Source organism: Robbsia betulipollinis (genome assembly GCF_026624755.1).
Taxonomy (GTDB): Bacteria; Pseudomonadota; Gammaproteobacteria; order Burkholderiales; family Burkholderiaceae; genus Robbsia; species Robbsia betulipollinis.
The window spans coordinates 1,343,064-1,366,778 of the sequence record NZ_JAPMXC010000001.1 but is presented as its reverse complement, the minus strand read 5'-3'; the positions used below and the strand labels follow the sequence as shown (position 1 = coordinate 1,366,778).

Here is a 23,715-nt window from a genome sequence, read left to right as displayed (position 1 = left end):
GTAACGGCGGCAATCGTCCGGCCTGGAACACGCCTTGCGAGGTTGTCAAGGTCCGGACGCTGCATCATCCCCTGCGTCATACAACCGAAAGGAGCTTCACCATGTCCTGCAAGCGAATCGTTTCTACATTGTTTTTCTCTGTCTGCGCACTCGGCGTGTCCAGCGCCGTATTCGCCCAAAGCACCGGCGGCGCCGGTAGCAGCGGCAGCACCGGCAGCACGATGGGTGGCAACATGTCTTCCGGTACCGGTTCGACGGGCGGCACGGGTGCGGCCGGCACGTCCACCAATATGAACAGCGGCTCGACCGGCATGTCCACGGGGACGAACGGCATGGGCGGCGGCATGGGCGGGTCCAGCAGCGGCGGCACCGGCGGTGCCGCCGGAGGCGGGGCCGGCGGCGCTGCGGGAGGAGGAGCGGGCGGCGCGGGCGGTTCTGGCGGCAAGTAACGCCGAAACCATGTCCCACGTGATTTCGCGATGGACGCGAGCGTGCAGACGATCGTCCGCGCGTACGCGTTTGTTGCGCAAATGACCCACCCTTTCCGATCTCGCCCGATCCACGGCCGATATGGCCGCGTGAACCCCTCTCCCTGGTAAACTGACGGTCAGACATGTGCGGTTTCTCTACGCACCGTCGCCTTCCCGCCTCGCCGCAAAGGCCCCTCCTTTTACCCGGAACAGTTGTCATGTCTTCGCCAGGTACCATCCGTCTGAAATTCGTCCGAGCGGAAGCGGACGACCCCATCTTCAGCCGGGATTACCAGGTCGGCCTGCGGCACTTCTATGATCAGGTCCGTGCCGAGGGGTTGCGCATGAGCGCGGTCTCCTTCACGATGGACCGAATGGGCGGGAACACGGGATTCATGGGCGAATTCGTCATCCATCTCGGGCAGCCCATCGGGCCGCAACTGGCGGACAATGCCGCGGTCTGGATGCAGGCGCGCGAAGGGCGCCTGATACGGATCCGGGTGGGCGGCAACGAGTTCGAGGCCGACACGGAGGAGGTCCTGAGGCGCCTGCTGACCGATACGCAGGCGCTCCGGTCCCACGGCCTGCGTGACGACGAAGGCGACTGACCGATCTCCCGCGCGGGCAGACCGGTAACGCATGCAACCTTATTGCAGAATCGGATTATGCCAAAACATACGATCGCCGAATTCCTGGCGAAAAAGCTGGCCGCCGCGGGCGTGGAGCGAATTTGGGGCGTGACGGGCGACAGCCTGAACGGCCTTGCCTACAGCCTCGATCGACTCGGCGCGATTCGCTGGATGCATACCCGTCACGAGGAAGTCGCGGCATTCGCGGCGGGCGCCGAGGCCGCGTCCACCGGCCGGCTGGCCGTTTGCGCGGGCAGTTGCGGGCCGGGCAATCTGCACCTGATCAACGGCTTGTATGACTGCCACCGGAATCACCAACCGGTCCTGGTCATCGCCGCGCACATTCCCTCGACGGAAATCGGCCTGGGGTACTTCCAGGAGACGCATCCGCAGGAACTGTTCAAGGAGTGCAGCCACTACGTCGAACTCGTCACGAATGCGTCGCAGTTTCCGCGTGTGCTCGAACGGGCGATGCGCACCGCCATCCAGGAGCGCGGCGTGGCGGTGATCGTGCTGCCGGGTGACGTCGCGCTGGGCGAGGGTCCGGCCGAAACGCCGGACTGGTCCGAGACCGCGCCCGCGACCATCCTGCCCGCCGAAGCCGACCTGGACCGCCTCGCGGCCCTGCTCAACGCATCGAGCGCGGTGACGATGATGTGCGGCAGCGGCACGGCGGGTGCGCATCCCGAGATCCTCGAACTCGCCGAGCGTCTCGGCGCGCCCATGGTGCACACCCTCCGCGGCAAGCAGTATGTCGAATGGGAAAACCCGTTCGACGTCGGCATGACGGGGCTGATCGGTTTCAGTTCCGGTTATCACGCGATGGAATCGTGCGACACCCTCCTGCTGCTGGGTTCCGACTTTCCCTATCGGCCGTTCTATCCGCAACACGCGAAGGTCATTCAGATAGACTGGAAAGGCTCGCAACTCGGCCACCGTGCGCCCCTCGCCCTCGGCCTGGTCGGCACCGTCAGGGAAACCGTACGCGCGGTGCTGCCCAAGCTGCGTCCGAAACCCGATCGGCGCTTCCTCGACAATGCATTGCGTCACTATGCGTCGGCACGCAAGGAACTCGATGCGCTGGCCACGCCTTCGCATCCCGGAAAGGCCATCCACCCCCAATACCTTACCCGGCTGATCGACGAAATCGCCAGCGACGATGCGATCTTCACGGCCGATGTCGGCACGCCGACGGTGTGGGCGGCGCGCTATCTGACGATGAACGGCAAGCGGCAACTGCATGGCTCGTTCAATCACGGTTCGATGGCGAACGCGATGCCGCAGGCGCTGGGCGCGCAGGCCGCGCATCCGGGCCGGCAGGTGGTGTCGATGTCGGGTGACGGCGGGCTGTCGATGCTGCTCGGCGACCTCCTTACCGCCGTGCAGCTCGCGCTACCGATCAAGATCGTGGTCTTCAACAATAGCCTGCTTGGCTTCGTTTCCATGGAGTTGAAGGCGGCCGGTTATCTCGATACGAACGTCGACCTGAGCAAGACCGACTTCGCCGCGATCGCGAAAGGCGCAGGACTGTTCAGCGTTCGCGTCGAGGAATCGAGCGAGCTGGCGGACGGGCTGCGTGCGGCATTCGCCCATCCCGGACCCGCACTGGTGGATGTCGTGACGGCGAAACATGAAATCGCCATGCCGCCGAAGGTGGCGCTGGAACAGGCCAAGGGTTTCAGTCTCTACATGCTGCGGGCGATCCTCAACGGACGCGGCGACGAGATCGTCGATGTGGTGAAAACCAATCTGCGCTAGGCGAAGAACCCGCGACACGCCCACCACGCGCCGGTACCTCACGCCACCGGCTACACCGTCGTCGTGACGTGCCCGGCTGGCGCCGTATCGGCCAGCTCGCGCGGTGCGGCATCGCGCGGGTGGCGATGCGCGACCCACACGCGCCAGGCGACGAACAGAACATTGCACGATGCCACGATGCCGAAAGCGCTCAACATGAAGATTCTCTGAGGATGTCAGTCCCGGTCGCACGCAGCGCGTGGCCGGATTCCGGGTCGCATCCCGGCTTTGCGTCGCGGACAGACTTCCACGACGAAGCCATCGTAGCAAATCGCCCTTCCGGCCGATCCGACGAACAACCGCGGTAATCTCCCGCATATCGGTATTGAAACGCGCTACCGAGACCCCCGCACACCCGCTGCGTCACCCTCCTCCGATTCACGATGCACCGCACGTGGCACATCGCACTTCAAGGCAGCAGCAATACCTTGCCGAAATGCGCATTCGCCGTCATGTGCGCCAAGGCTGCCGCCGCGTCGCCGAGGGCGAACACGCGGTCGATCGGCAGGCGCAACGTACCGTCCGCCACAAGATGCATCAGATCGCGCCGCACGCCTTCGACGATGAGACGGATTTCCTCGCGCGAACGGGTACGGAACGTGACGCCCACATAGTCGATGCGGCGCAAGGCATGCAGATCGAAATCGAACGCCGCCCGGGCGCCGCCGAGCCGCCCGACGTTGACGATGCGCCCGCAGATCCGCGTCGCGGCCAGGCTCGCATTGACGGTCTCGCCCGAGATCATATCGATGATCAGGTCGACACCGCCGCCGGTCGCCTCCCGTACCCGCTGCGGCCACGCCGCGTCGCGCGAATCAAGCGCGAGATCGGCGCCGAAATCGGCGAGCCGCGCGCGGCGGGCGTCGTTCGTCGACGTGCCGATCACCGTCTTCGCGCCCAGCGCCTTCGCGATCTGCAGGCCCAGCAGGCCGACCCCGCTGCTTGCCCCCTGGATCAGCACGGACTGGCCCGCGATGAATCCCCCGCTCGCGGTGAGCGCCTGGTGCATCGTCTGCAAAGCGATCGGCAACGTCGCCGCCGTCATGAAATCCATCGCGTCCGGGACGGGCAGCGTGCGTCCGTGATCGCAGACCGCGAACTGCGCGTATCCGCCCGCGCCGGAGCACATCACGCGGTCCCCGAGGGCGAGCGTCGATGGCACCTCGGCGCCCAGCGCCACCACCTCGCCGGCCCATTCCATGCCCACCACCGTGCCGTCGCCGCCGACGCCGCCGTGCTGTCCGCCCGAGGCCACGGCCAGGTCGGCGCGATTCATGCCGCTGGCATGCACACGAACGAGCACTTCCTGCGCGGCGGGCCGGGGCACATGCGTTTCTTCGACACCGACGCGGCTCCCGCGCACGATCGCGGCGCGCATCGTTTCGGGCAGTCTGGAAGGAGCAATTTCAGCGGTCATGGGGAGCTCGACAGGTAAAGGTGGGATAACGATGCGGTAAAGAAGGCTAATCCTTGAACTGCAGCGCCGCCAGGCGGGCATACAGCCCACCCTCGGCGACCAGCGCCTGGTGCGAACCGATGGCTTCGATCCGGCCGCCGTTCATCACCACGATCCGGTCCGCACGCCGGACGGTGGCCAGGCGATGGGCGATGACGACGGTCGTACGACCGGTCTCGAGCCGGCGCAACGCTTCCTGCACCGCATGCTCGTTTTCGGAATCGAGGGCGCTGGTGGCCTCGTCGAGCAGCAGGATCGGAGAATTGCGCAGGATCGCCCGGGCGATGGCCAGACGCTGCCGTTGCCCGCCCGACAAGCGCACGCCCTTCTCGCCCAGAAAGGTGTCGAAACCGTCCGGAAGCGCCGCGACGAAATCGCACGAGGCAGCTGCGGCGGCTGCCCGCACGTCCGCATCGCTCGCATCCGGGCGGCCGAACCGGATATTGGTCCAGACGTCTGCGCCGAACACGACGGGGTCCTGCGGCACGACGCTGACCAGGGAGCGCAGCGCTGCGAGGTCTCCCTGGCGCAGATCGACGCCGTCCAAAGAGACCGTGCCCGCGTGCGGATCGTAAAAACGCATCAGCAACTGGAAGACCGTCGTCTTGCCCGCCCCGGACGGTCCCACCAGCGCGACGGTTTCGCCCGGGCGCACGTGCAGCGTGAAGTCGTGCAGGGCAGCACGGTCCGGTCGCGCCGGATAGAAGAACGTCACCTGATCGAATGCCAGCGCGCCGCGGGCCGGCACCGGCAGCGGAAGGGGTTGCGCCGGCGAGGCGATGGCAGGTTGTTCCGACAGCAGATCGGCGATCCGGTCGGCAGCACCTGCGGCGCGCTGGAGATCGCCCCACAGTTCGCTCAAGCCCGCCCCGGCGGTGGCGACGGTGATGGAATAGAAAACGAACGCCGACAACGCGCCCGCCGACATCCTGCCGGCCAGCACCTCGTGCCCACCCACCCACAACGCCAGCGTGATCGCGCCAAAGCCCAGCAGGATGACGATCAGCATGACGACCGCGCGGGAGCGCGCCCGGGCCTGCCCGGCCGACACGACCTCCTGGATCGCGTCAGAGAATGCATGCCGTACCTGCGGCTCCTGATTGAACGCCTGCACCGTGCGCAGGGCGCCGAAGGCTTCCTCGGCCATCGCGGCGAGATCCGCGAGACGTTCCTGCGTCATGCGGGAGAGGCGCCGTTCGCGCCGCGAGAAAACGATCAACGGCAGCACCACGACCGGAATGACCGCCAGCACCAGCAGCGACAGCAAGGGACTCGTCGCCACCAGCATCGCGAGCGCGCCGACCAGCAGCACCGTGCTGCGCAGCCATTGCGAAAGCGACGAGGCGGTCAGTGCCTGCAGTAACGTGGTGTCGGTAATGAGGCGCGACAGCACATCGCCGCTGCGCGCGGTCTCCGACCAGGCGGGCGACAGCGACAGAACGTGGTTGAATGCCGCGCGCCGGATATCGGCGCCGATCTGCTCGCCCAGCCAGCTGACCAGCGAAAACCGACAGGCGGTCGCGACCGCCAGGGCGGCCACGACACCGAACATCGCGAGCGCCGTGTGGTTGAGTTGCGCCTGACTGCCGCTCGCGAAACCATGATCGATCAAGTGCCGCATGCCCTGTCCCAACGCCAGAACCAGACCTGCGGCGCTCAAAAGCGCCACGCCCGCAGCGGCGGCCTGCCAGACGTATCGGCCGACAAACGGGATCAACACCCTAAACGATGACCGCCTGCGGACCTCACGGGAGCGCGGCTGCGCCGCCGCATTCAGAGGGAGACCTTTCCGGGGTGCGACTGACATGGTGTATTCCGAACGGGATGAGCAACGGGCGTTATGCCTGGACGCGCTCGAGCGTCATAAAAATCTGTCCGAAGAAAGCATCCGCATGCGCGGGATCGATCCAGCGGACCACGACCGCGATCTGGCGCTCCGGTTCGATCCAGGTGAACGATCCGCCTGCGCCGGTCGCGAAGCAACCGACGGCCGGTACGCTGGGGAAAACGCGGCGCTCGCCATTCAACCATATCGGATAACCGTAGAACGGCGCGATCATACAGAGCTCCCAGGGCGTTTCATGGTCTATCGAGAGCTGCGCCGCCCGCCGCAGCGCGGAGATCGTTTCGACTTGCATCATATCGATCGGTCCGTTGAACACCGTGGCGAGACGTCTTGCGACCGTGCGCGTGGACGATCCGGCACCGGTCGGATGCATTGCCCGGGACATGCCAGCGTCACTGCGCCATCAAGAAGCCTGCGCAGGAGCTTCAGGCCGATCCGGAGGTTGCGCGGCATGCTGCGAGGCGTTCCGTGAGCAAGGCATATTTCTCCTCGCTCGTGTCGGCGAGCGCCATTTCACGCGAGGCGGGCGTGTCGTCGAAGGGGACCGGTTCGGCGAACTGGCTGACGGTCAAATCCCATTTCCTGCCGTCGACGAGATTGTAGAAATGCGTGCCACCCGAGGTTTGCGTCCTGAGAATCTCGCCACCGAAATGATCCTGCACGATAAGGGACGTCACGCCGCAGTGATTGCGGGCGGGATTCGCTGCGGACCACCCTTCGGAAGGACTGGCGGTGTCACCGGACCAAACGGTCGACAGGGCGCGATAGAGATCGAGAGGCGTTGCGAAATCCGTCATGGTGGTCATATGGCTATTTGGTTGGCTTGACGAGGTGGCAGGACGGCAAAACCGCGTATCCGTGGCAAACGGTTACGATTTGTCCGTTTCGAAATCGGGCATGCTTGATAAGATGCAGGCGCAGCAACGATTGTTGACGTTTATTTTACGGAGTTTGCGCTTGACCGATTACGTTGTCGATTTTTCCCATAACTCGGTTGACTCACCCGATGCCTTTATTCCGGTTTCGCAAAAGGTCATCACGGGCGTCCCGTCCTATCTCGCTGGCCAGGCGATGCTCGCCCATGTTCAGGCACGGCTGCTTCACGAGAACCCCGCTTTCCGTCGGATTCGCGATTTGACCGTTCACGAAGAACGCCCGGGCGAAACCGCCAGTGGCAACGGCTGATCCATGGCTGACGCCCGGGGAATGTCCAAAGTTTGGACAGATCAGCGAAACAAATCGACGACAAAGTCGCTGAGTTGCCGCCGCTGATCTTCCGACAGCGCCGCTGTCGCGATCTTGACGACAAGTTGCGTATCTCCGGCGGTGATGGATCCAATTCTCTCGCCCTTCTGGTATAGAACCACGGGGCGGGGTTTGCCCGACGCTTCGGCGTGAGGCCGGGCAACAAAACGCGCGACCTTCGATTGCTCGAGTTTTCCCGCTTCAAGTTTTTCCCAAGCCTTGCGCAGGCGACCCAGACGTTCCTCGGGCGTTCCCTCACCCTCCTTCAACGCCTTCACAATATCCGTTGCGGCGCTGCGTGAAATCAGTGCGGGATTGAGGCGCAGTCGATCCTTCACTTCATCGGGCAACGCATCGAACGCAAGATAGCGATAGAGATCCGAACGCTGGATTCGCAGATGCTCGGCAAGTTTTGTCCGGTGCGGGAACTCGAGCTGGATTTGCCGGATCCCAAGACCGATTTCGAAATCGCTGAGATCCGCGCGATCCATGTTTTCCGCGAGCGCGAGCAACGCCGACTCTTCGTCGTTGGCGGAAATCACCAGCGCTTCGATGTGCGTCCTTCCCAAAACCTTGTGGGCGCGAAGACGGCGCTCGCCGGCAATGAGTTGGTAGCGGTCATCGACCTTGCGCAGCGTGATCGGCTGCAGCAAACCCACCGCTTCGATACTGAGCGCCAGCTCCTGCACCGCGCTTTCGGCGTAGTGGATGCGCGGCTGATAGGGATTGCGTTCGATGCCCTCGACTTCCACCTTGACATGTTGCCTGCCCACGTCGAAATCGTCGGCATACACCGCTTCATGATGTCGCTTCGTGTTTTCGGCGGCGCGGGCTTCCAACATTGCCTTCATGCTTTTAGCCATTTTCCACCTCCTCTTCCGCCGGCGCCGGTTTGAGGCCCAGGGTAGCGATCAGACCGTCGGCCAGTTCACGGTATTCGCGCGATACCTTCGCGGAACGATCCAGCTTGTGAAGACTCGATTGCATGACGGCTGCCTGATTGACCTTTGTACTGGTTGAAATTCGAACCGGCAATATCTTGCCGAAGGTTTCCCGGGCGGTGACTTCGAGAAGCTTGCAGACCGTCTGTCTTTCATCGTGACGAACCAGCAACGCACCCAGCAAGGCCAAGGTCGGATTGATCCGCTTGATCTTCTCGATGTGTTTGAGAAGATCCTCCGCACCGTATAGTCCGTACTGCGAACCAGATTCCACCGGAACGATGATGTGGGTCGCAGCGGCCATCGCGTTGCTTGTCAGCAGCTTCAGACTCGGCGGACAGTCGATCAGGATAACATCATAAATACCGTCCGCCGTTTCGAGTTTTGTACGAAGTTCCTCGGACGGTCGCGGCGTCTGATCCTTCAGTTCCTCCTCGACTCGGCCAAGCGCGAGAGACCCGTAGATCAGCGAGACGTTTTCAAGGTAGGTATCTTCATGCACGGCCTGCGGCAGCTTGTCGACGCCCGCCGCGAGCAATAACTGCGCGCAGGAAAGATCGACCCGGCTTGGATGCATTTTGCCGATGTGAAGGCTGGCATTGGCCTGGGGGTCCATATCCACGACCAATACCTTCAGTCCCGAGCGTCCAAAGGCGTCAGCGAGATTGACAACGGTCGTCGTCTTACCAACGCCCCCTTTGTGGTTGGCAATCGCAATGACTCGCGTGTGATCGAACGTTCCCATGATCGTGTACGGTATGGTTGTTGTAGGTGCACGATACCGGCTATAGAGGGGTCTGTAAAGGGCCTATCCGAAGGGATGATACCGCGGCGATGTAAGCAGGCAAATGCCTTGTGATGACACGTTTTTATGTATTGCGAGATTCTAGCGAAACGAGAAATGCGGTAAATACAAACTACTTCTATCCGCCCCACTCACTTTCTAGCGTTTTATTTCAGTCGATAGGCAATTCAGAGCACAGCGTGAACCGTCCCGTATTTTATCGATACGAAGCTTTCGGACTCGCTTTTGATGCAAGTACATTGTCCTGCTCGGTTTGATTTCAGAAGCTTGAATTACCGAACATTCATTCGTTTTTCACGTGGATAGGGAGTGTCCAAACTTTGGACACTCCTGAACCGCAGACAACGACTTTTCGATGCCTGATTTACGCCGATCACCCCAGATTGCTCAGTCAAATGGTCCCCGAGACACCCAATTGACAAATCACACTGCGGTTGTTGAGTGTCATGATTTTTCGTTATTGCAAATCGTGAGTGTTCGGTGTTTTGGTTCAATTTTTTTAAACACCCGCGAAGCGGACTTAAAAGTTTCTAAAGACCTTCTAAAAACCTTCTAGCACTTGTGGATAACTCATTTTTCCCCTTTTATATCAATAGCTTAAAAAACCCCTGGGTGAGCATTTGACTCGATACGGTGACCATCTGACTTGTTTTGGGGAGTAATTGACGAGATCGGGTGACCAACTGACTTGTAGGGGGGACCATTTGACTTATGCCTGTGGATAAGTGCCAATGTCAGTTGTGTCGGTTCCCCGGCGTGTCAATAGGAGATCAGCTAATCTCATGATCTCAATTTGTTGACCCATTACCGTGAATGATGCGGTCGCGGTGACCATTTGACTTGTCTTTTGAGACGAGAGACCACGAAACCGGCGTGCGTTCAGTCAAATGGTCACCGCCGTTCCGTCGATGGGTGACCATTTGACTATGAATTATCAAGTGATTCAGAAGAGGCTGGTGACCAATTGACTAGCCTTGGTCGACGCTCGGGCTGTCCAGGGTGACCATTTGACTACGGGTGACCTTGATTTTGTCGGTGGTATCGATTTGCCAGGACGCGAGGAAACCGACGTCGGTCAGGCGCTGCAGCGCGGATTTGATCGCGCGCCGGAAGGATTTCAGCTCAGCCATCCGCGAACCGCACAGTTTGTGGATGGTTTCGACCTTCATGGGATAGGGCGCCTGATTGGTCGAATAGAAAGCGTGGAGCCATTTTTCCAGCGGACCGAGTTGGGCGCGAACGTGCCAGTCGATGCGGGTATAGTCGCCAGGCTTCAATTGCGCCGCCACTTCGGTATTGATCTGCACTTTCCAGAAGGTCACCTCGTCGAAGCTTCCTTCCTGCGCGCCGGCGTACTTCAACAACAGGGGGCCGCCGTAGATGACGGGAGGACTCGTGCGTGTCCTCGCCCGTGCGACTTCGAGGGCGCAGGCGGTGAGACGCCGGATGGTTTCCCGCAATTCCACGAGGCTGCGCGAGTTCTGCGTCCAGCGCAGCTGTTTTATCAGGGTGCGCGCATCGAACTCCACCCATTCCTGCCGACCATCAACCGTTATGCCACGCGACAGATGGAGAATTTGCAGATAGACATCGTAATCACGTTGCCTGAGTTCCTCGCCGGTGTACGTAATCCGGATATGCTCGAGCGCGTAGATCGGATTGGCCTTTAAATCCTTGCGAGCGTCCTTCTGTCCGCAGGTGAAAAGCGCGGAACGCACCAGATCGTGTAGAACGGGCCGATGTTCGTCCGACCAGAGGGGGATCTGCACCCTTCCGCCCGGCTGGGCCGGCGCCGGCGGGACTTTGCGGGACGCTGCGGTTTTTTCCAGGCGCGTCGCGATATCGAGCGCGGTTTCCTTCGGCGCCACGGGCTCGGTCGCGTCCACCGGCGCGAAGAATTCGGGTGAGATCAGGCCGGAAATTTTTTTCAAGGTCATTCAGCTTTGACTGGTGCTCTTAATCGAGTATTCTAGGTGCGATCACTTTTTTACGCTACAACAAGAATATCTGATCGGATCAGCTAAATGATAGACCCTTTACGCTCGGGATATACCATCGAGGACATCGAAGACCAGGCAAATCGCGTGGCCGACGTCGTCGAACGGGTAAGGAACAGCATTTTCTCGCCCGACTATGTGAAGAAGTCGCCCACGTTTTCGGTCACGCAGCTCGCCGCGTTGTGCCGTATCGATCGCAGCGCGCTGACGCGCCGGCTTGCCAAGGGCGATCTGCCCACGGGCCAGGAGATCAACAAGTCCAAGCGCGATTTCTCGCTCGCCGAAGCGCGGATTTGGGCCAGGGCGTACGGCCGTTCGTACAAGCGCAAGCCGGGCGACAAGGCGGTGGTGGTTACCACTGGAAACAGCAAGGGGGGCGTCAGCAAGACGACCACGACGATGTGCATGGCGCAGGGCCTGTCGCTGCTTGGCTATCGTGTGCTGTGCATCGATCTGGACCCGCAAGGTTCCTTGACGAGTTTATGCGGCTATCTGCCCGACACGCAAATCCAGGAAGAGGACACGATTCTGCCGCTCTGCGCGGGAGATGAGACGTCGCTGCGATATGCAGTGAAGCCGACCTATTGGGATGGTCTCGATATCGTCGGCTGCAGCCCCGTTGCCTTTGCCGCGGAGTTTCACATTCCCAGCCGGCAGTCGAAGCGCGAAGCCGGTTTCAGGTTTTACGACGTGCTGAACCGGGGGCTCGACGATCTGCGTGATGAATACGACGTGATGCTCGTGGATACGTCGCCGACGCTGTCGTATCTGTCCCTCAACGCGTTCTTTGCCGCCGACGGCCTGATCATGCCGATTCCGCCTCGCGGAATGGACTTCGCGAGTTCCAGCCAGTTCTGGACCCTGTTTTCCGGGCTTGCCACGTCGATCGCGGAACAGGCGGGGGGCGGCAAAACCTGGAAATTCATCAACGTGCTGCTTTCGATGACGGAAGGCAAGGGGAATGTGAACGAGAGCGTGGTGCGCGAGTGGGTAAAGGTCGCTTATGGCGACAAGTTGATGACGGGCGAGATTCCGAAGACGGTGGTGTCGAGTTCGTCGGGCACCAAGTTTTCGACCGTGTACGACATCACGAAATACACGGGCAGCGCGAAGACCTATCAGACGGCTCGCGTCGCCTACGATGCGGCGGTGGACCAGGTAGAAGCGCAGATCCGGCGCGTTTGGGTGAGGGAATAGGAGAAGGGAGCGCATGAGCAAACAAAAAGACGAGGCCGCACGCCTGGCGGCCGCCGCGATCGACCCGAGCATGCTGCCGAGTTTTTCCCGGCGCGCGCCGCGGGTGGCGATGAATACCGTGACGGATTTCACCGGCGAGCTCGGCAAGGTCGAGAAAGATCTTCGCGAGGCCCGCGAGAAACTCGCGCTCCACGAAGGGTCGTTGCCCACGCGAAAGATCGATCCCAAAACCATCAGGTTGTCGAAATTCGCCAACCGCATCGATCAGTCGATGGAAGGTGCGGATTTCGAAGCCTTCAAACTTGAAATCGCCAACGCGGGCGGTAATGTCCAGCCGATCAAGATCCGCCTTACCGAGGATGGCGTGCAGGAAGTCGTGTTCGGTCACCGCCGTCATCGTGCTTGCCTCGAGCTGGATCTTCCCGTGCTGGCGACGATCCGCGAGAACATGAGCGACAAGGAGTTGTTCGAGGAAATGAGCCGGGAGAACGATCAACGAAAGGATCTTTCCGCTTATGAACTGGCGATGCATTACAAACGTGCGATCGATTTGAAGCTGTATCGAAACTGGTCGGAAGTTGCGGCGGTGCTGGGGAAAACCAAGGCCTTGCTCAGCCGTTACAGCGCCCTTGCGGATTTGCCCAAGCCGGTTGTGGATGCCTTTCCCTCGCCCAACGACATTCAACCGAAATGGGCCACGACCCTGCGCCGCGTCATCGATGTGGACTCGGAGGCCGTGGTGCAGGCCGCCAAACGGGCGCGCGGGTCGGGACTCAATGCGAAATTGGTGTTCGAGATGTTGATCAACCTGCCGGAGAGAAAGTTAACCCGGGTTAACTTCGGTGTCTGCGAGTGGACCGAAACGGACAAGGCCATACGGATCGATATCGGTAAAAACAAATTGAGCCCGGAGCAGCTCGAAGGTTTGCAAGCCTATCTGGCGCAAATCGGGAGTGGTAAAGGGGAGCGGTAACGAAGCGCGTGCGCTGCGGGGAGTTAACCCGGGTTAACTTCTCTCGAAACGCCCATCGTCTGTAAGACGTACTGTGCGCTCGGTTCTTGGTGAGGTCGGACGCAGAATCGGCAACGGGGCGCCGATAGGTCAAAGCACTGCTGTCCCCGGAGCCGACCGAACGCCAATAGCTCTGTCAAGCGCAGGTAACCGAGGCGTGAAGGAGACGCGTCGACGTATTCGTTTTGGCAGCTGTCTGCCCAGCGCGTCCTATCGATAGTCGATTCCCCTGTCGGTCAAGTTAACCCGGGTTAACTTTTCTGCCGTTTCAATTCGAAATAAGCCTGACTGCAGGCCGCTAGTCGCGCACAACGCAGGTCGGATAGCGTCACAGCCGTGATCGAAGATCACACCTTTTCCTCTTCGCGTCCCCGTTTTACTTCCGGCCGCGCTCTGCGCTCTCCATATCGATGCGGGATCGAAGTAGCGCAAAGGGATGCAGTCTGCGTCAGGCCAGAGCAAAAAAGTTAACCCGGGTTAACTCATGCGGATCTCCGGGCTGGTACAGACCCTGGCGACGGACTTGAAATGTACGTGAAACGAAGCCATGGCTTCGATGCCGACTGCCAGCCCGACCTGTGCGCCGTAGACATCATGGCGGGATAAGGCGGTGCCTCGATTAGCGATTCCGTGCATTCCAGGCGGTCAGCGAGCGATGGTTTCCATCGTTTCCCAGACTTCTGTCATCCTCAGTGGCATACCTCCCCTGGTGTTGCGGACACCGGGCCACCAAACAAGTGGCGACGCCATAGGTCCAGCAGCAGTTTCCGGCGCCCCATTCAATAGCGCCGTGGCGACGCGATGGCTTTATCACTGCGCATTGCCCAACGCGTTATTGGCCATACGGATTTCACGATTCGGCCCATAGGGACGCGATTGTGCGTAAAAGAAATCTTATCGCAACAGGGCGGGACACTGTCCTCTGCTTAGCCGGTGAAACATCCTAGCGAATGCGCATCTGCCCATCCGCGCGCTCCCATTTCGCATCCCGGAGTGGAGCCATCGATGGGGGCGGCAAGCAGCCTCGTTCAACGTGCAAAAATCACAAACCGTTTATGATTATAAAATAATCATAAACGTCGATTTTTTACCCGAGTTCTTGGTACCATCGATCACATTGACCTGGAGCCTTATGCAGCAAGGCGTTTCGAGCGCATCGACCGGCGTCCTTGCCGTGCGGCAAGGTGATCGTGGCACCGCGATAACAGCCGAGTTTCGGCCCAAGGAGATTTTTCATGCATGCAATTGATCAGGGCGCGGCATCGGATGCGACGCACGCGACGGGCGCGCCGTGAAGTCGGTCCTGACAAGCAAGCCGCGTCGACTCGGGTTTTCGCACTTCGCCTTTTATCGTGCCTATCTGGAAGGATCGGACGCGATCGATCTGACCGATCTCGCGGACCGCTACCTCAATACCGGGCGTGATCCCCGTGTCTGCCGTGCGACGCTGATCTGGTTGCAGGACGAACTCGCCGCAGCCGCACGCCGCATGCACGATCGCGAGGCCGTACGGCTGCTGCGTCTGCCGAAACGGCTGGAAGGCGACGGACCGCCGGACCGCGACGCCCTTTCGCTGGACGCGTTTCGGGAAAACGTCGATGCGGACGGCGTCTTTGGCGAGGCCGAACTGCTAACGCTTTACCAACAGGCCCATGCCGACCCGGCTCGCTCGCGGCAGGCACTGCGTGAAACGCGTTTGCGCGCGCGCCGTTTCGCCGCGTTGCGGCGACTGGAAGATGCCATCGCCGAACCGCCCGCCAGCAGTCATGCGGTGGAGGGGTGGCTCGATCCCGCGAGCGCCGCGCGTTTGCGCTCGGTGGGTGTCGTCACGCTCGCGCAACTCGTGGACATGATCAACGCTTACGGCCACCGTTGGTATCGTCAGGTACCGCGCGTGGGACCACGCGCCGCAACACGCATCGTACGATGGCTGGCCGCCCACGCGGATAGTCTCACGCCGCCCGTACAGGAACGCGCACTGGCGCCGATTCGGCAACAGGCGCGGGCGTCGCTGATGGCCGCGCGCCTGTCGCTTTCGCAACTGGCCCCCATGGACGCGCTGCGACTGCCTTCTGCGATGTCGGGGGCCGACGGACTCAACCGCGCCCCGCACGGTCGCAATCTCAGCGGTGCCGGGCATGACCTGGCGGCAATCGAGGCATGGCTGTGCGTGCGGCCTTCCGGTTCCCACACATGGCGCTCGTATCGCACGCAGGCGGAACGGATCGTGTTGTGGAGTGTCTTCGAACGCGGCAAACCGCTCTCGTCCCTGGATGGCGCCGATCTGCGTGCGTATCAGGTCTTTCTCTCGGATCTCCCCGCGCACTGGCGCGGCAAGCGCGCGGCGCCGCGCTGGTCGGCGGACTGGCGGCCGTTTGCCGGGCCGTTGGCCCCGGCAAGCCGGGCGACCGCCCTGGGCGTCTTACGCGCGCTTTTCCAGTGGCTCGTGGAGCAGGGTTATCTCAAGGAGAATCCCACGCTTGCGGCCATCGAACGGCCGCCCCCGGCTAAGAAAACGCCTCGTGTCCTGACGCGGGCGCAATGGGCCGCGGTCGTCGATCATGTCCAGAACCGTCTGGACGGAATGGCATGCGCCCGTGCGAACTTCATGCTTGCCCTTGCCTATGCGACGGGAATGCGCCTCGCGGAGATGGCGAGCGCAACGCTCGGTGAACTGAAACCCGGCTTGATCGATGACGCAGAGGATTCGGCCTGGGTGCTCGAGGTGCCCGGCAAGGCAGGCAGGACCGGCAAAATGCGCGCGGTGCGCCTTCACACCGGGGTGATCGGCGCGCTGCGGCGGTATCTCGCCGTTCGGGGCCTGCCGGCGAATCCGCTGGAATGCGCAGCGGGTACGCCGCTGATCGGGCGTCTGTCCGCGACGGGGGGCCCCGCGCTGGGCGCGGCGGCGCTCGCGGCGGCCTTCAAGAAGCTGTTCGCGGATGCGGCGCGACATTTGGCGCCGCGCGATGCCCGCGCCGCACGCCACCTGGCCGAGGCATCGGCGCACTGGCTTCGGCATGCGCATGGCACGCACGCGATCGAGGCCGGCATGCCGCGCGAGGTCGTTCAGGAAAATCTCGGGCATGCGTCAGCGGCGACACCCGCCATGTATGCGACGTCGACGCTACGGTAAAGAATTCGCGCGAGGGAGACCTATTTCGAACGGACGAAAGCGTCGTGAATCGGTGAGCGGCGACATGCCGCCGAGTGGCCGTGGCGCGGTCTGCGGAAATGTCGGTGGATAAGACCGCGACGTGATGCCGATGACGCGCGGAGAAAATCCAGAGAGGCCGCCGCGGCGGCAGCGCTGCGGGCAGGCATGGGGTAATCTGAAAAATCGGAAACGGTTCCTGTCGCCATCACGGCGAGATCGTCCCATTGTGCCGATGCATCTTCCGGCGTTGGCCACTCGGCCCGTTTTTCCTCACGTACCTATCGGAGTGCTCCCATGCAACGAACGACCACCGCACCCGTTTGCGCCACGCCCTACGAGGGTTTCGACAAACAGATGATCGACGGCGCCTGGCGCGCGGGACAATCGGAAAAGGTGCAGAAAGACCAGGACCCGTACACCGGGGAAACCTTGCTGGAAATTCGCAGCGCGAGCAGGGAGGATGTCGACGCCGCCTATCTTGCCGCCGAGCGCGCCCAGCGCGCGTGGGGCGCCAGTCTTCCCGAAGAACGCGCCGACGTCCTGCGACGTGCTGTCGCAATCATCGATGCACGCGCCGAGGAAATCGTTGCCTGGATCGTGCGCGAATCCGGCAGCACGCGGATCAAGGCCGGGATCGAACTGGCCAGCGCGCGCGGCATCATGCTTGCGTCCGCTTCCTATCCGGCGCGCGTCGAGGGGCGGATCTTCGCCTCCGGCATCAAGGATCAGGAGAGCCGGGCTTACCGGGAGCCGCTGGGCGTGGTCGGCGTGATCAGCCCGTGGAATTTTCCGTTTCATCTCAGCATGCGTTCGGTCGCCCCGGCGTTGGCATTGGGCAATGGTGTGGTCATCAAACCCGCCAGCGACACGCCGATCACCGGTGGATTGCTGCTTGGCAAGATCTTCGAGGAGGCGGGCTTGCCGCCGGGCGTTCTCAACGTGGTCGTGGGTGCGGGTAGCGAGATCGGTGACTTTTTCGTGGAACACCGCGTGCCGCGCCTGATCTCGTTCACCGGCTCGACGACGGTCGGCCGGAATATCGGACGGCTGGCCAGCGGGGGCAAATATATCAAGCGCGTGGCACTGGAGTTGGGAGGCAACGCGCCGCTGGTCGTACTGGCGGATGCCGATGTGGACCAGGCCGCTCATGCCGCTGTGGTGGGCCGGTTTCTACATCAGGGACAAATCTGCATGAGCACCAATCGCGTCATCGTCGATGCGAAGATTCACCATGCCTTCGTCGATGCGGTCACCGCGCGGGTCGAGGCGCTGCCGGTCGGCAACCCCGACGAGGCCGGCACCGTCATCGGTCCGATCGTCAACGATCACCAGCTCGCGGACCTGCTCGCGCGCATCGCGCGCGCGAAACGGGACGGAGCGCACCAGGTAGCCGGTGGCGCGCCACAGGGCAAGGTGCTGCCCCCGCATGTGTTCACGGAGGTGGATCCTGCGTGGTCGATCGCGCGCGAGGAGAGTTTCGGGCCGCTTCTGCCCATCCTGCGTGCACGCGACGAAGCGCATGCACTCGAACTGGCGAACGATACCGAATTCGGCCTGTCGAGCGCGGTGTTTACCCGTGACCTCGAACGCGGCGTGCGGTTCGCGCGCGGCATCGTCGCGGGCATGACGCATATCAATGACATTTCCGTCGACGACCAGCCGAATGCGCCGTTCGGAGGCGAGAAGAATTCGGGACTGGGCCGCTTCAACGGCGAATGGGCGATCGAGGAGTTCACGCGTCTGCACTGGATCACGCTGCAATACGCGCCTCGCGATTACCCCTTCTGAGAAAGGTTGGCGTAAAAAAACGGACATCGGAATGCACGTCCGCGGGCGCGCATCAGGTCTGCGGGACGCCCGTATCGACGGCGTTCGGCGTGCCGTCGTCTCCCCGGGGCAGGGTCACGGTGAAAACGCATCCGACGCCCGGCACGTCCCTGACGCCGATCGTCCCGCCGCTGCTTTCGATGGCATCCCGCGCGATCGACAGGCCAAGACCGAGTCCGGACCTGTCCGCTCCCATCTGCTCGAACGGTCGGAACATCCTTTCGGCGGTGCCAGGCGCCAGACCGCCGCATTGGTCCTTGATATCGAATACCGCCACCGCGCCGACCGCATGGACCTCCAGGCGCACCTCCGATCCCGGTCGGGTGAACTTGAAGGCGTTCTGAAGCAGATTGACGAAGGCGCCATACAATGCGGTCTGATCGCCGCTTACCTGGAGTTTCGCGTCCACGCGCGATACATGCAGCCGGCATCCGCGTTCGCGAGCGGCGAGGAAGGCGACGGTGCAGACACTGGCGAGAAAATCGGACACGAAAAACACGGCGTGATCGGGTGCGCCGCTCGCGCCCAGACGCACCGTTTCCACCGTGCGGTCGATCAGCGCAGAAAGACCGCGCAAGCTTCTGTCCAGCAGCGAACCGGTCGCGCTCGAGGGCGTCAGGTTCGCGGCGCGCATCGCCTGAGAAGCCAATAGCGCGCTGTCGATATAGTTTCTGAGTTCATGAACGAAGGCGCCGAATCGCCGCCCATCCGTATTTGCCTTGCTGCGCGACACCGCCGCCTGGGAAATATGGCTGAATTCCTGCACCGCGTCCGCGATCGCGTTGTCGAGACAGCGGTTCATGATCCGGAATTCGTTGGCGGTGAAGGTGAGACCCTGTTCCGCCGCCATCGCGCTGACATTCTGACAGATGCTGCCGAAATCGTGTACGAGCTTGTCGATTGGAAATCCATCGGCGAAGCTCGTCCTCGCATGGTCGAGTGACCCCTGGCGCATTTCGTACGCGACCGTCTCGCCACCGATTTTTCCAGACACGTCCAATGCTTTCTGAAAATCGCCTTCCTGCTCGCAGAGCAGGGTTTTGACGATCATGTCGTAAGTCGAAGCCAGGCCTTCGTCCTGTGTGGGGACGCGAAGCGCGCGCCAACGTTCTTCCGACTGGGCCTGACACCGTGCCAGAATCTCCGCGCGGTATTGGGTAAGAAACGCATACATCATGGGAATACCTCACGCACACATTTGTGATCGCTTCCGGTTTTGTCGACCCCTTTTCGCGAAAGGTTGATTGCCTACCGACAAGTCAATACGTCGATTGCCTTGTATATATGCGCAATGTCGCCGCGTTTTTGGCAGTAGGCGTCAAAGCCCGCCGTGATCGCCACGCGGGCCAGGATGTCGGCGGGCAGGGCGGTCAACGCCACGAGCAATACGTCGTCCAGCAGTTTCAAGCGCGATAACGCCCGTGCTGTCCGTATCCCGTCATGACGCGGCATGTTGATATCCAGAAATACCAGTTCCGGATGCCAGCTGCGGATTTCGCGCAGTGCTTCCAGACCGCTGAACGTATAACGCGTTTCGAATCCATCCAGTTCAAGCAAGGTTGCCAGGGCCTCGGCCGCCATTTCGTTATCGTCGACGACCAGCACGCGGGGCAGGCGAGCGGCCGCGGGAATCGCGCGACTGCTCCAGCGGACGAAAATTTTTGAAGACATTGCTTTCATATGACCACACCGGTTGCTGCCACGGTCGGCAAACCAGGCACGTGACGTCATGCACTGTTGTATGTCCATACACGCACTACTCAGGCCCGCCGTCGAAAATTCCTGCCGAGCCCCGAGCGGCGACGCGAATGCCCATCCACGGCGCAGCCGCGGCGACGGCGATCTGGTTCGTCCCGCGTGGCCGATCGCCATTGCGGGCACGAAGCCGTTTACGTGTGAACACGGTTTATTCGATCGTTCGATTGATACGTGATATGCGGTACGTATCAAAGCGTGACGGGATCGATGCGCCGTGACGGCCCGTCACGTCCGGTTGGCACGTCTGCGGGGGAGTGTCGAGTGCGAGGCCCGACCCGATCGTGCAAAGGACGCGGCGTTTTTTACATCCCGAATACAGGATTGCGAATTAAAAGAGACCGAAGAAGATGGCAGCGCAGCGCTCGCATGCCATCCGATGGCATGTTCGATGAGCGGCTAGGCAGAGGCGGCGGCCACTTTGACAGGACCGACTGCCCGATGTCCGGCGGATTGGAGGAGACCCAGTCAGGATTTGACCAACGCCTGTAAAACCGTCAGTTGTTCGACGGCTTCGTGCATCGCGTCCATGCCGCTGACCGCCTGTTGCAGGCGGCCGATATTGTCGACCATGTTGCGCCGCTCGGTGAGGTTCTGCTCGCTCATTGCCGCGATCTGTCCTCGTGCCGAAAGACTCTTCTCGGCCATCGACGCGGTGGTAACCACCGTTTTTTCGGCAGTTTCCTTTATCCGCGCGATGGTTTCCACCGTTTCGTTGATCTTGTCGCGCGTGGCATTGGCTTGTTCTTTCGACGATCGGGCAAGACGACGCACCTCGTCGGCCACCACGGCGAACCCTCGTCCCGCTTCGCCCGCCCGGGCTGCCTCGACCGCCGCGTTGAGCGCCAGCAGGTTCGTCTGATCGGCGATGGTGCTGATGCCACTGGTAATCTCGGTGATGCCCAGGGAAATCTTCTCCAGTTTGACGATTTCGATTCCCAACGCATCTTGCGCCCGAAGGGTCATCGTCGCCGCATCGCCGATGCTGCCCATATTGGCTCCCGCCACATCCAGCGCCTCGCTCTGCCGGCTGGTCGATTTTTCAAGCAGTGGAACGGTTTCGATGACGGGGCTGATTTGCTGCTGATAGGCGATGACCTTGCCGATGACCTCCGTTTGCAATGTGTGCAGCGCTTCCCAGCGGCGCAGCGAGCGCTGCGAATAGTGTCCTGCATAGGCTGCGTACGCGATCGGGAAATCGATCATCGCCTTCACGTCGCGGTCGAAGAAAGCGAGCGCGGAGAGCGTCTGATTGATCGGCACGCCGAATATTTCGCCGAAACTGGAAAAGCCCGCCGCGGGCACGCCTTCGAACAGATCCGCGGCCGGCAGGCTCTCGGGATTGTTGAGGCGGCGCAGCAGACAGTCATTGAGCAGGAGCCCCGTCGGCTTGCCTTTGCCGGCAACGAACGCCTCCCAGTCCCGTTTGGTGGCGGAAACGAAATCCGTGGCCTCAAGCAGGTAAAGACGATCGCCGAACTCCAGGTCACAAAAAAAGGACAGACGGCTTTCGTCGATTTTGGCCACCGAGCGGATGAAGTATTCCCCGCCCACTTTTACCGCGAACGTCTTGCCGTGCAATTTCTGTTCTATCTGCTGCGGTGCGCATTTCAGATAGTCCGCGAGTGCCAGGGAAAAGGGCTGTTGGTGACCCTGCGCGTCGAAGACCGAGGTCACGGTACGCGTGAGCGGATCGGCCTCGGCCACCAGCCAGTGTTTCTGCGTGGGCCGAAAATTCTGGCTTTTGAATGGCGCGAATGATTTGCCTTTTGCCATGCGACAAAACACGATGACCGCTTTGTTTTGCAATACCTGATCGCCGACCGCCATATACGTGTTGCGGTAGTCGGTGCGGCCCCCGGCGGCTCCTCCGATCGCCAGGCAGGGAAAGCGGCCGCTGCCGTACCACGCCTGCATCAGGAAGCCCTCGGAACCCGACAAGCCGTCGCAATAGATCATGGCGAAGGTCTGCTCGGCGGAAAGCGGCATGCGCACCTGCAAACGGTCCAACTGCTCCCGAATCGCCGCGATGCGTTGTGCCACGGTCGCGCCGGGAGTCGCTCGCACATCGATCGTATGCACTTCATGACTCGCGACCACCTGTTCGGGAAGCCATAGCCAGCTGCCCTGGGGACCGTTTGTCGCGCAGTAGGTCGATCGACCCTGCTGCGCGCAGAGCGCGCCCGTGGAGGACAACGCCATCACCGTGCGGTCCGTGTGTCGCAGCCTTTGCCATGCGGTGTTGACACTGGCGAACTCCGCCGCCGGCGGGACGAACACCATCAGCAGGCCTTTTGCGGAACCCGTGCCCAGTTGCGAAAAAGAAGCCGGTAGCGAGCCGCATTCGAATGTACCGCTTGCCGGTCGCGCGGCCGATGGGTTGATATTTCGCGGGATCCACGAGTTCCACAAACGACCGAAATTTGACATGATGTTCTTGGGTGATGAAGTATCGGGCGTGAAGACAGCGGCTTGCCGCGTCTATGGATATAGCGGCACGGCGCTGCGAGACTTTAGCCGCAGCGGCATAGCGCTACACAACGGATCTCGCGCGTCGGCCATCGCACGCCGTCGATGGGCGGGGTATTCATCCTAAAATAGTGGATTCGACGTGACATGAGATCGATCGAACATGACGCTTGAGCAACTCCGGATATTCGTCGCGGTAGCGCGGCGCAGTCATCTGACGCGTGCGGCCGAGGCGCTGTCGTTGACGCCATCTGCATTGAGTTCGGCGTTGCGTTGCCTGGAAGAGCGCTACGATATCCGTCTGTTCGACCGTATCGGCCGGGGCATCGTGCTGACCGAGCCCGGGCGGGCGTTTCTGGTATTCGCCGAGGCGACGCTGCACAGCGCGGGCGTCGCCGAGCAGGCATTGCACGAACTCGCGGGCACCGAACGGGGTCGGATCCGGGTGCGTGTCAGTCAGACGATCGCCAGCTACTGGCTGCCTGGACGGCTGATGCGTTTTCGGCAGCGCTATCCCGGGCTGGAGATCGAGCTGGAGGTGGGCAACACGCTCACGGCGTCGCAGGCCGTCAGTGAGGGCGTCGCGGATGTCGGTCTGGTCGAAGGGGAGGTCGACGCGCGGTCGCTGGAAGTCATGCCGGTCGGTTCCGACCGGTTGATCGTGGTAGTGGCGCCGCATCATCCGTGGGCGGCGGGGGCTGCGCTCGCGGTACCGGATTTCCCCGCATCGGGGTGGGTGAGCCGTGAGCCGGGGTCCGGTACGCGCGCGGTGTTCGAGGAGGCGCTGCGGCATCACGGCCTCGCACCCGAAGCGCTGGGCATCGTGCTGAGCCTGCCCTCCAACGAAGCGGTGCTGAACGCGGTGGAAGCGTCGGAATGCGCGGCGGCCTTGTCGGAACTCGCCGCGGCGCCGGCGCTGCAAACCGGGCGGCTCGTGCGTGCCAGCGTGGCGTTGCCGGTGCGCGCTTTCAACCTGCTGATGCATCGCGAGCGCCACCGCACGCGGGCGACGCAGGCGCTGGCGGATTTCCTGCTGGCGGCGATGCCCGCGGTTCCTGGCATCGAACTGTAGACGACGGTGCGCGGCCGCCGAGGTTCCCCCACGCGCAAGC

Annotated in this window: 20 protein-coding genes and 1 pseudogene; 9 read left to right on the top strand and 12 right to left on the bottom strand. The window is 61.9% G+C overall.

Annotated elements, in window-relative coordinates:
• Positions 1–76: 76 nt before the first annotated feature.
• Positions 77–346 carry a hypothetical protein gene (locus OVY01_RS06005; protein WP_267846410.1) on the bottom strand — a complete coding sequence of 90 codons (270 nt, stop codon included), beginning with the start codon at positions 344–346 and terminating at the stop codon, positions 77–79.
• Positions 347–688: 342 nt separating this feature from the next.
• On the opposite strand from OVY01_RS06005, the gene OVY01_RS06000 reads away from it, so the two are divergent.
• Both OVY01_RS06000 and poxB read left to right on the top strand, forming a co-directional pair.
• Positions 689–1,078, top strand: coding sequence for a hypothetical protein (locus OVY01_RS06000; RefSeq protein ID WP_267846409.1), 390 nt, complete (start codon positions 689–691; stop codon positions 1,076–1,078).
• A 57-nt stretch (positions 1,079–1,135) separates the two neighbouring features.
• Positions 1,136–2,857 (top strand): ubiquinone-dependent pyruvate dehydrogenase, encoded by a 1,722-nt coding sequence (gene poxB, locus OVY01_RS05995; RefSeq protein WP_267846408.1) that lies wholly within the window; start codon positions 1,136–1,138, stop codon positions 2,855–2,857.
• 50 nt (positions 2,858–2,907) lie between these two features.
• Here the strand turns inward: poxB and OVY01_RS05990 are convergent, their stop codons facing one another.
• The 5 genes and pseudogenes from OVY01_RS05990 to OVY01_RS05970 form a co-directional block, all read right to left on the bottom strand.
• Positions 2,908–3,054 (bottom strand): hypothetical protein, encoded by a 147-nt coding sequence (locus OVY01_RS05990; RefSeq protein ID WP_267846407.1) that lies wholly within the window; start codon positions 3,052–3,054, stop codon positions 2,908–2,910.
• A 251-nt stretch (positions 3,055–3,305) separates the two neighbouring features.
• Positions 3,306–4,313, bottom strand: coding sequence for a quinone oxidoreductase family protein (locus OVY01_RS05985; RefSeq protein ID WP_267846406.1), 1,008 nt, complete (start codon positions 4,311–4,313; stop codon positions 3,306–3,308).
• Between the two features lie 46 nt (positions 4,314–4,359).
• Positions 4,360–6,072, bottom strand: coding sequence for an ABC transporter transmembrane domain-containing protein (locus OVY01_RS05980; RefSeq protein WP_267846405.1), 1,713 nt, complete (start codon positions 6,070–6,072; stop codon positions 4,360–4,362).
• A gap of 118 nt (positions 6,073–6,190) precedes the next feature.
• Positions 6,191–6,415: pseudogene (locus tag OVY01_RS05975) on the bottom strand (serine hydrolase); the annotation flags it as partial.
• Positions 6,416–6,623: 208 nt separating this feature from the next.
• Entirely contained in the window at positions 6,624–6,995 is a 372-nt protein-coding gene (locus OVY01_RS05970) for a YunG family protein (RefSeq protein WP_267846403.1), read from the bottom strand.
• On the opposite strand from OVY01_RS05970, the gene OVY01_RS05965 reads away from it, so the two are divergent.
• Positions 6,994–7,383 carry a hypothetical protein gene (locus OVY01_RS05965; RefSeq protein WP_267846402.1) on the top strand — a complete coding sequence of 130 codons (390 nt, stop codon included), beginning with the start codon at positions 6,994–6,996 and terminating at the stop codon, positions 7,381–7,383. The two genes, OVY01_RS05970 and OVY01_RS05965, sit on opposite strands and share 2 nt — an antisense overlap.
• Before the next feature lie 41 nt (positions 7,384–7,424).
• Here the strand turns inward: OVY01_RS05965 and OVY01_RS05960 are convergent, their stop codons facing one another.
• The 3 genes from OVY01_RS05960 to trfA form a co-directional block, all read right to left on the bottom strand.
• Positions 7,425–8,306: a ParB/RepB/Spo0J family partition protein gene (locus tag OVY01_RS05960; protein ID WP_267846400.1), complete on the bottom strand. Its 882-nt coding sequence runs from the start codon at positions 8,304–8,306 to the stop codon at positions 7,425–7,427.
• Positions 8,299–9,129: a ParA family protein gene (locus tag OVY01_RS05955; protein WP_267846398.1), complete on the bottom strand. Its 831-nt coding sequence runs from the start codon at positions 9,127–9,129 to the stop codon at positions 8,299–8,301. Before OVY01_RS05955 ends, OVY01_RS05960 begins: the two co-directional genes overlap by 8 nt.
• 1,028 nt (positions 9,130–10,157) lie before the next feature.
• Positions 10,158–11,075: a plasmid replication initiator TrfA gene (gene trfA, locus OVY01_RS05950; protein WP_267846397.1), complete on the bottom strand. Its 918-nt coding sequence runs from the start codon at positions 11,073–11,075 to the stop codon at positions 10,158–10,160.
• A 138-nt stretch (positions 11,076–11,213) separates the two neighbouring features.
• Between trfA and OVY01_RS05945 the strand changes: the two genes are divergently transcribed.
• The 4 genes from OVY01_RS05945 to OVY01_RS05930 all read left to right on the top strand — a co-directional run bounded on the left by OVY01_RS05945 (position 11,214) and on the right by OVY01_RS05930 (position 18,340).
• Positions 11,214–12,383 (top strand): AAA family ATPase, encoded by a 1,170-nt coding sequence (locus OVY01_RS05945; protein ID WP_267846396.1) that lies wholly within the window; start codon positions 11,214–11,216, stop codon positions 12,381–12,383.
• A 13-nt stretch (positions 12,384–12,396) separates the two neighbouring features.
• On the top strand, positions 12,397–13,356 hold the full coding sequence (locus OVY01_RS05940) for a ParB/RepB/Spo0J family partition protein (RefSeq protein ID WP_267846395.1): 960 nt from the start codon (positions 12,397–12,399) through the stop codon (positions 13,354–13,356).
• 1,330 nt (positions 13,357–14,686) lie between these two features.
• A complete protein-coding gene (locus OVY01_RS05935) occupies positions 14,687–16,531 on the top strand; it encodes a site-specific integrase (RefSeq protein WP_267846393.1) in 1,845 nt (614 codons plus the stop codon).
• Positions 16,532–16,846: 315 nt separating this feature from the next.
• Positions 16,847–18,340 (top strand): aldehyde dehydrogenase family protein, encoded by a 1,494-nt coding sequence (locus OVY01_RS05930; protein WP_267846390.1) that lies wholly within the window; start codon positions 16,847–16,849, stop codon positions 18,338–18,340.
• A 52-nt stretch (positions 18,341–18,392) separates the two neighbouring features.
• Here the strand turns inward: OVY01_RS05930 and OVY01_RS05925 are convergent, their stop codons facing one another.
• From OVY01_RS05925 to OVY01_RS23070, 3 genes are all read right to left on the bottom strand, one after another.
• Entirely contained in the window at positions 18,393–19,430 is a 1,038-nt protein-coding gene (locus tag OVY01_RS05925; RefSeq protein WP_267846387.1) for a sensor histidine kinase, read from the bottom strand.
• Between the two features lie 197 nt (positions 19,431–19,627).
• On the bottom strand, positions 19,628–20,110 hold the full coding sequence (locus OVY01_RS05920) for a response regulator (protein ID WP_267846385.1): 483 nt from the start codon (positions 20,108–20,110) through the stop codon (positions 19,628–19,630).
• Between the two features lie 492 nt (positions 20,111–20,602).
• Entirely contained in the window at positions 20,603–22,564 is a 1,962-nt protein-coding gene (locus tag OVY01_RS23070) for a methyl-accepting chemotaxis protein (protein ID WP_284700743.1), read from the bottom strand.
• A 114-nt stretch (positions 22,565–22,678) separates the two neighbouring features.
• Between OVY01_RS23070 and OVY01_RS23240 the strand changes: the two genes are divergently transcribed.
• Positions 22,679–22,735, top strand: a complete 57-nt coding sequence (locus tag OVY01_RS23240; protein ID WP_432422222.1) for a hypothetical protein — start codon at positions 22,679–22,681, stop codon at positions 22,733–22,735.
• Positions 22,736–22,766: 31 nt separating this feature from the next.
• Positions 22,767–23,675, top strand: a complete 909-nt coding sequence (locus tag OVY01_RS05905; RefSeq protein WP_267846383.1) for a LysR substrate-binding domain-containing protein — start codon at positions 22,767–22,769, stop codon at positions 23,673–23,675.
• Positions 23,676–23,715: the final 40 nt, after the last annotated feature.

Bases quoted from the DNA above. Each gene is read 5' to 3' on its own strand.
- OVY01_RS05920 (WP_267846385.1), bottom strand. From the start codon at position 20,110: ATGACGTCACGTGCCTGGTTTGCCGACCGTGGCAGCAACCGGTGTGGT.
- OVY01_RS05970 (WP_267846403.1), bottom strand. From the start codon at position 6,995: ATGACGGATTTCGCAACGCCTCTCGATCTCTATCGCGCCCTGTCGACC.
- OVY01_RS06000 (WP_267846409.1), top strand. From the start codon at position 689: ATGTCTTCGCCAGGTACCATCCGTCTGAAATTCGTCCGAGCGGAAGCG.
- OVY01_RS05925 (WP_267846387.1), bottom strand. From the start codon at position 19,430: ATGATCGTCAAAACCCTGCTCTGCGAGCAGGAAGGCGATTTTCAGAAA.
- OVY01_RS06005 (WP_267846410.1), bottom strand. From the start codon at position 346: ATGCCGCCGCCCATGCCGTTCGTCCCCGTGGACATGCCGGTCGAGCCG.
- OVY01_RS05905 (WP_267846383.1), top strand. From the start codon at position 22,767: ATGACGCTTGAGCAACTCCGGATATTCGTCGCGGTAGCGCGGCGCAGT.
- OVY01_RS05960 (WP_267846400.1), bottom strand. From the start codon at position 8,306: ATGGCTAAAAGCATGAAGGCAATGTTGGAAGCCCGCGCCGCCGAAAAC.
- OVY01_RS05955 (WP_267846398.1), bottom strand. From the start codon at position 9,129: ATGGGAACGTTCGATCACACGCGAGTCATTGCGATTGCCAACCACAAA.
- OVY01_RS05930 (WP_267846390.1), top strand. From the start codon at position 16,847: ATGCAACGAACGACCACCGCACCCGTTTGCGCCACGCCCTACGAGGGT.
- OVY01_RS23070 (WP_284700743.1), bottom strand. From the start codon at position 22,564: ATGTCAAATTTCGGTCGTTTGTGGAACTCGTGGATCCCGCGAAATATC.
- poxB (WP_267846408.1), top strand. From the start codon at position 1,136: ATGCCAAAACATACGATCGCCGAATTCCTGGCGAAAAAGCTGGCCGCC.
- OVY01_RS05965 (WP_267846402.1), top strand. From the start codon at position 6,994: ATGGTGGTCATATGGCTATTTGGTTGGCTTGACGAGGTGGCAGGACGG.
- OVY01_RS05940 (WP_267846395.1), top strand. From the start codon at position 12,397: ATGAGCAAACAAAAAGACGAGGCCGCACGCCTGGCGGCCGCCGCGATC.
- OVY01_RS05990 (WP_267846407.1), bottom strand. From the start codon at position 3,054: ATGTTGAGCGCTTTCGGCATCGTGGCATCGTGCAATGTTCTGTTCGTC.
- OVY01_RS05985 (WP_267846406.1), bottom strand. From the start codon at position 4,313: ATGACCGCTGAAATTGCTCCTTCCAGACTGCCCGAAACGATGCGCGCC.
- OVY01_RS05945 (WP_267846396.1), top strand. From the start codon at position 11,214: ATGATAGACCCTTTACGCTCGGGATATACCATCGAGGACATCGAAGAC.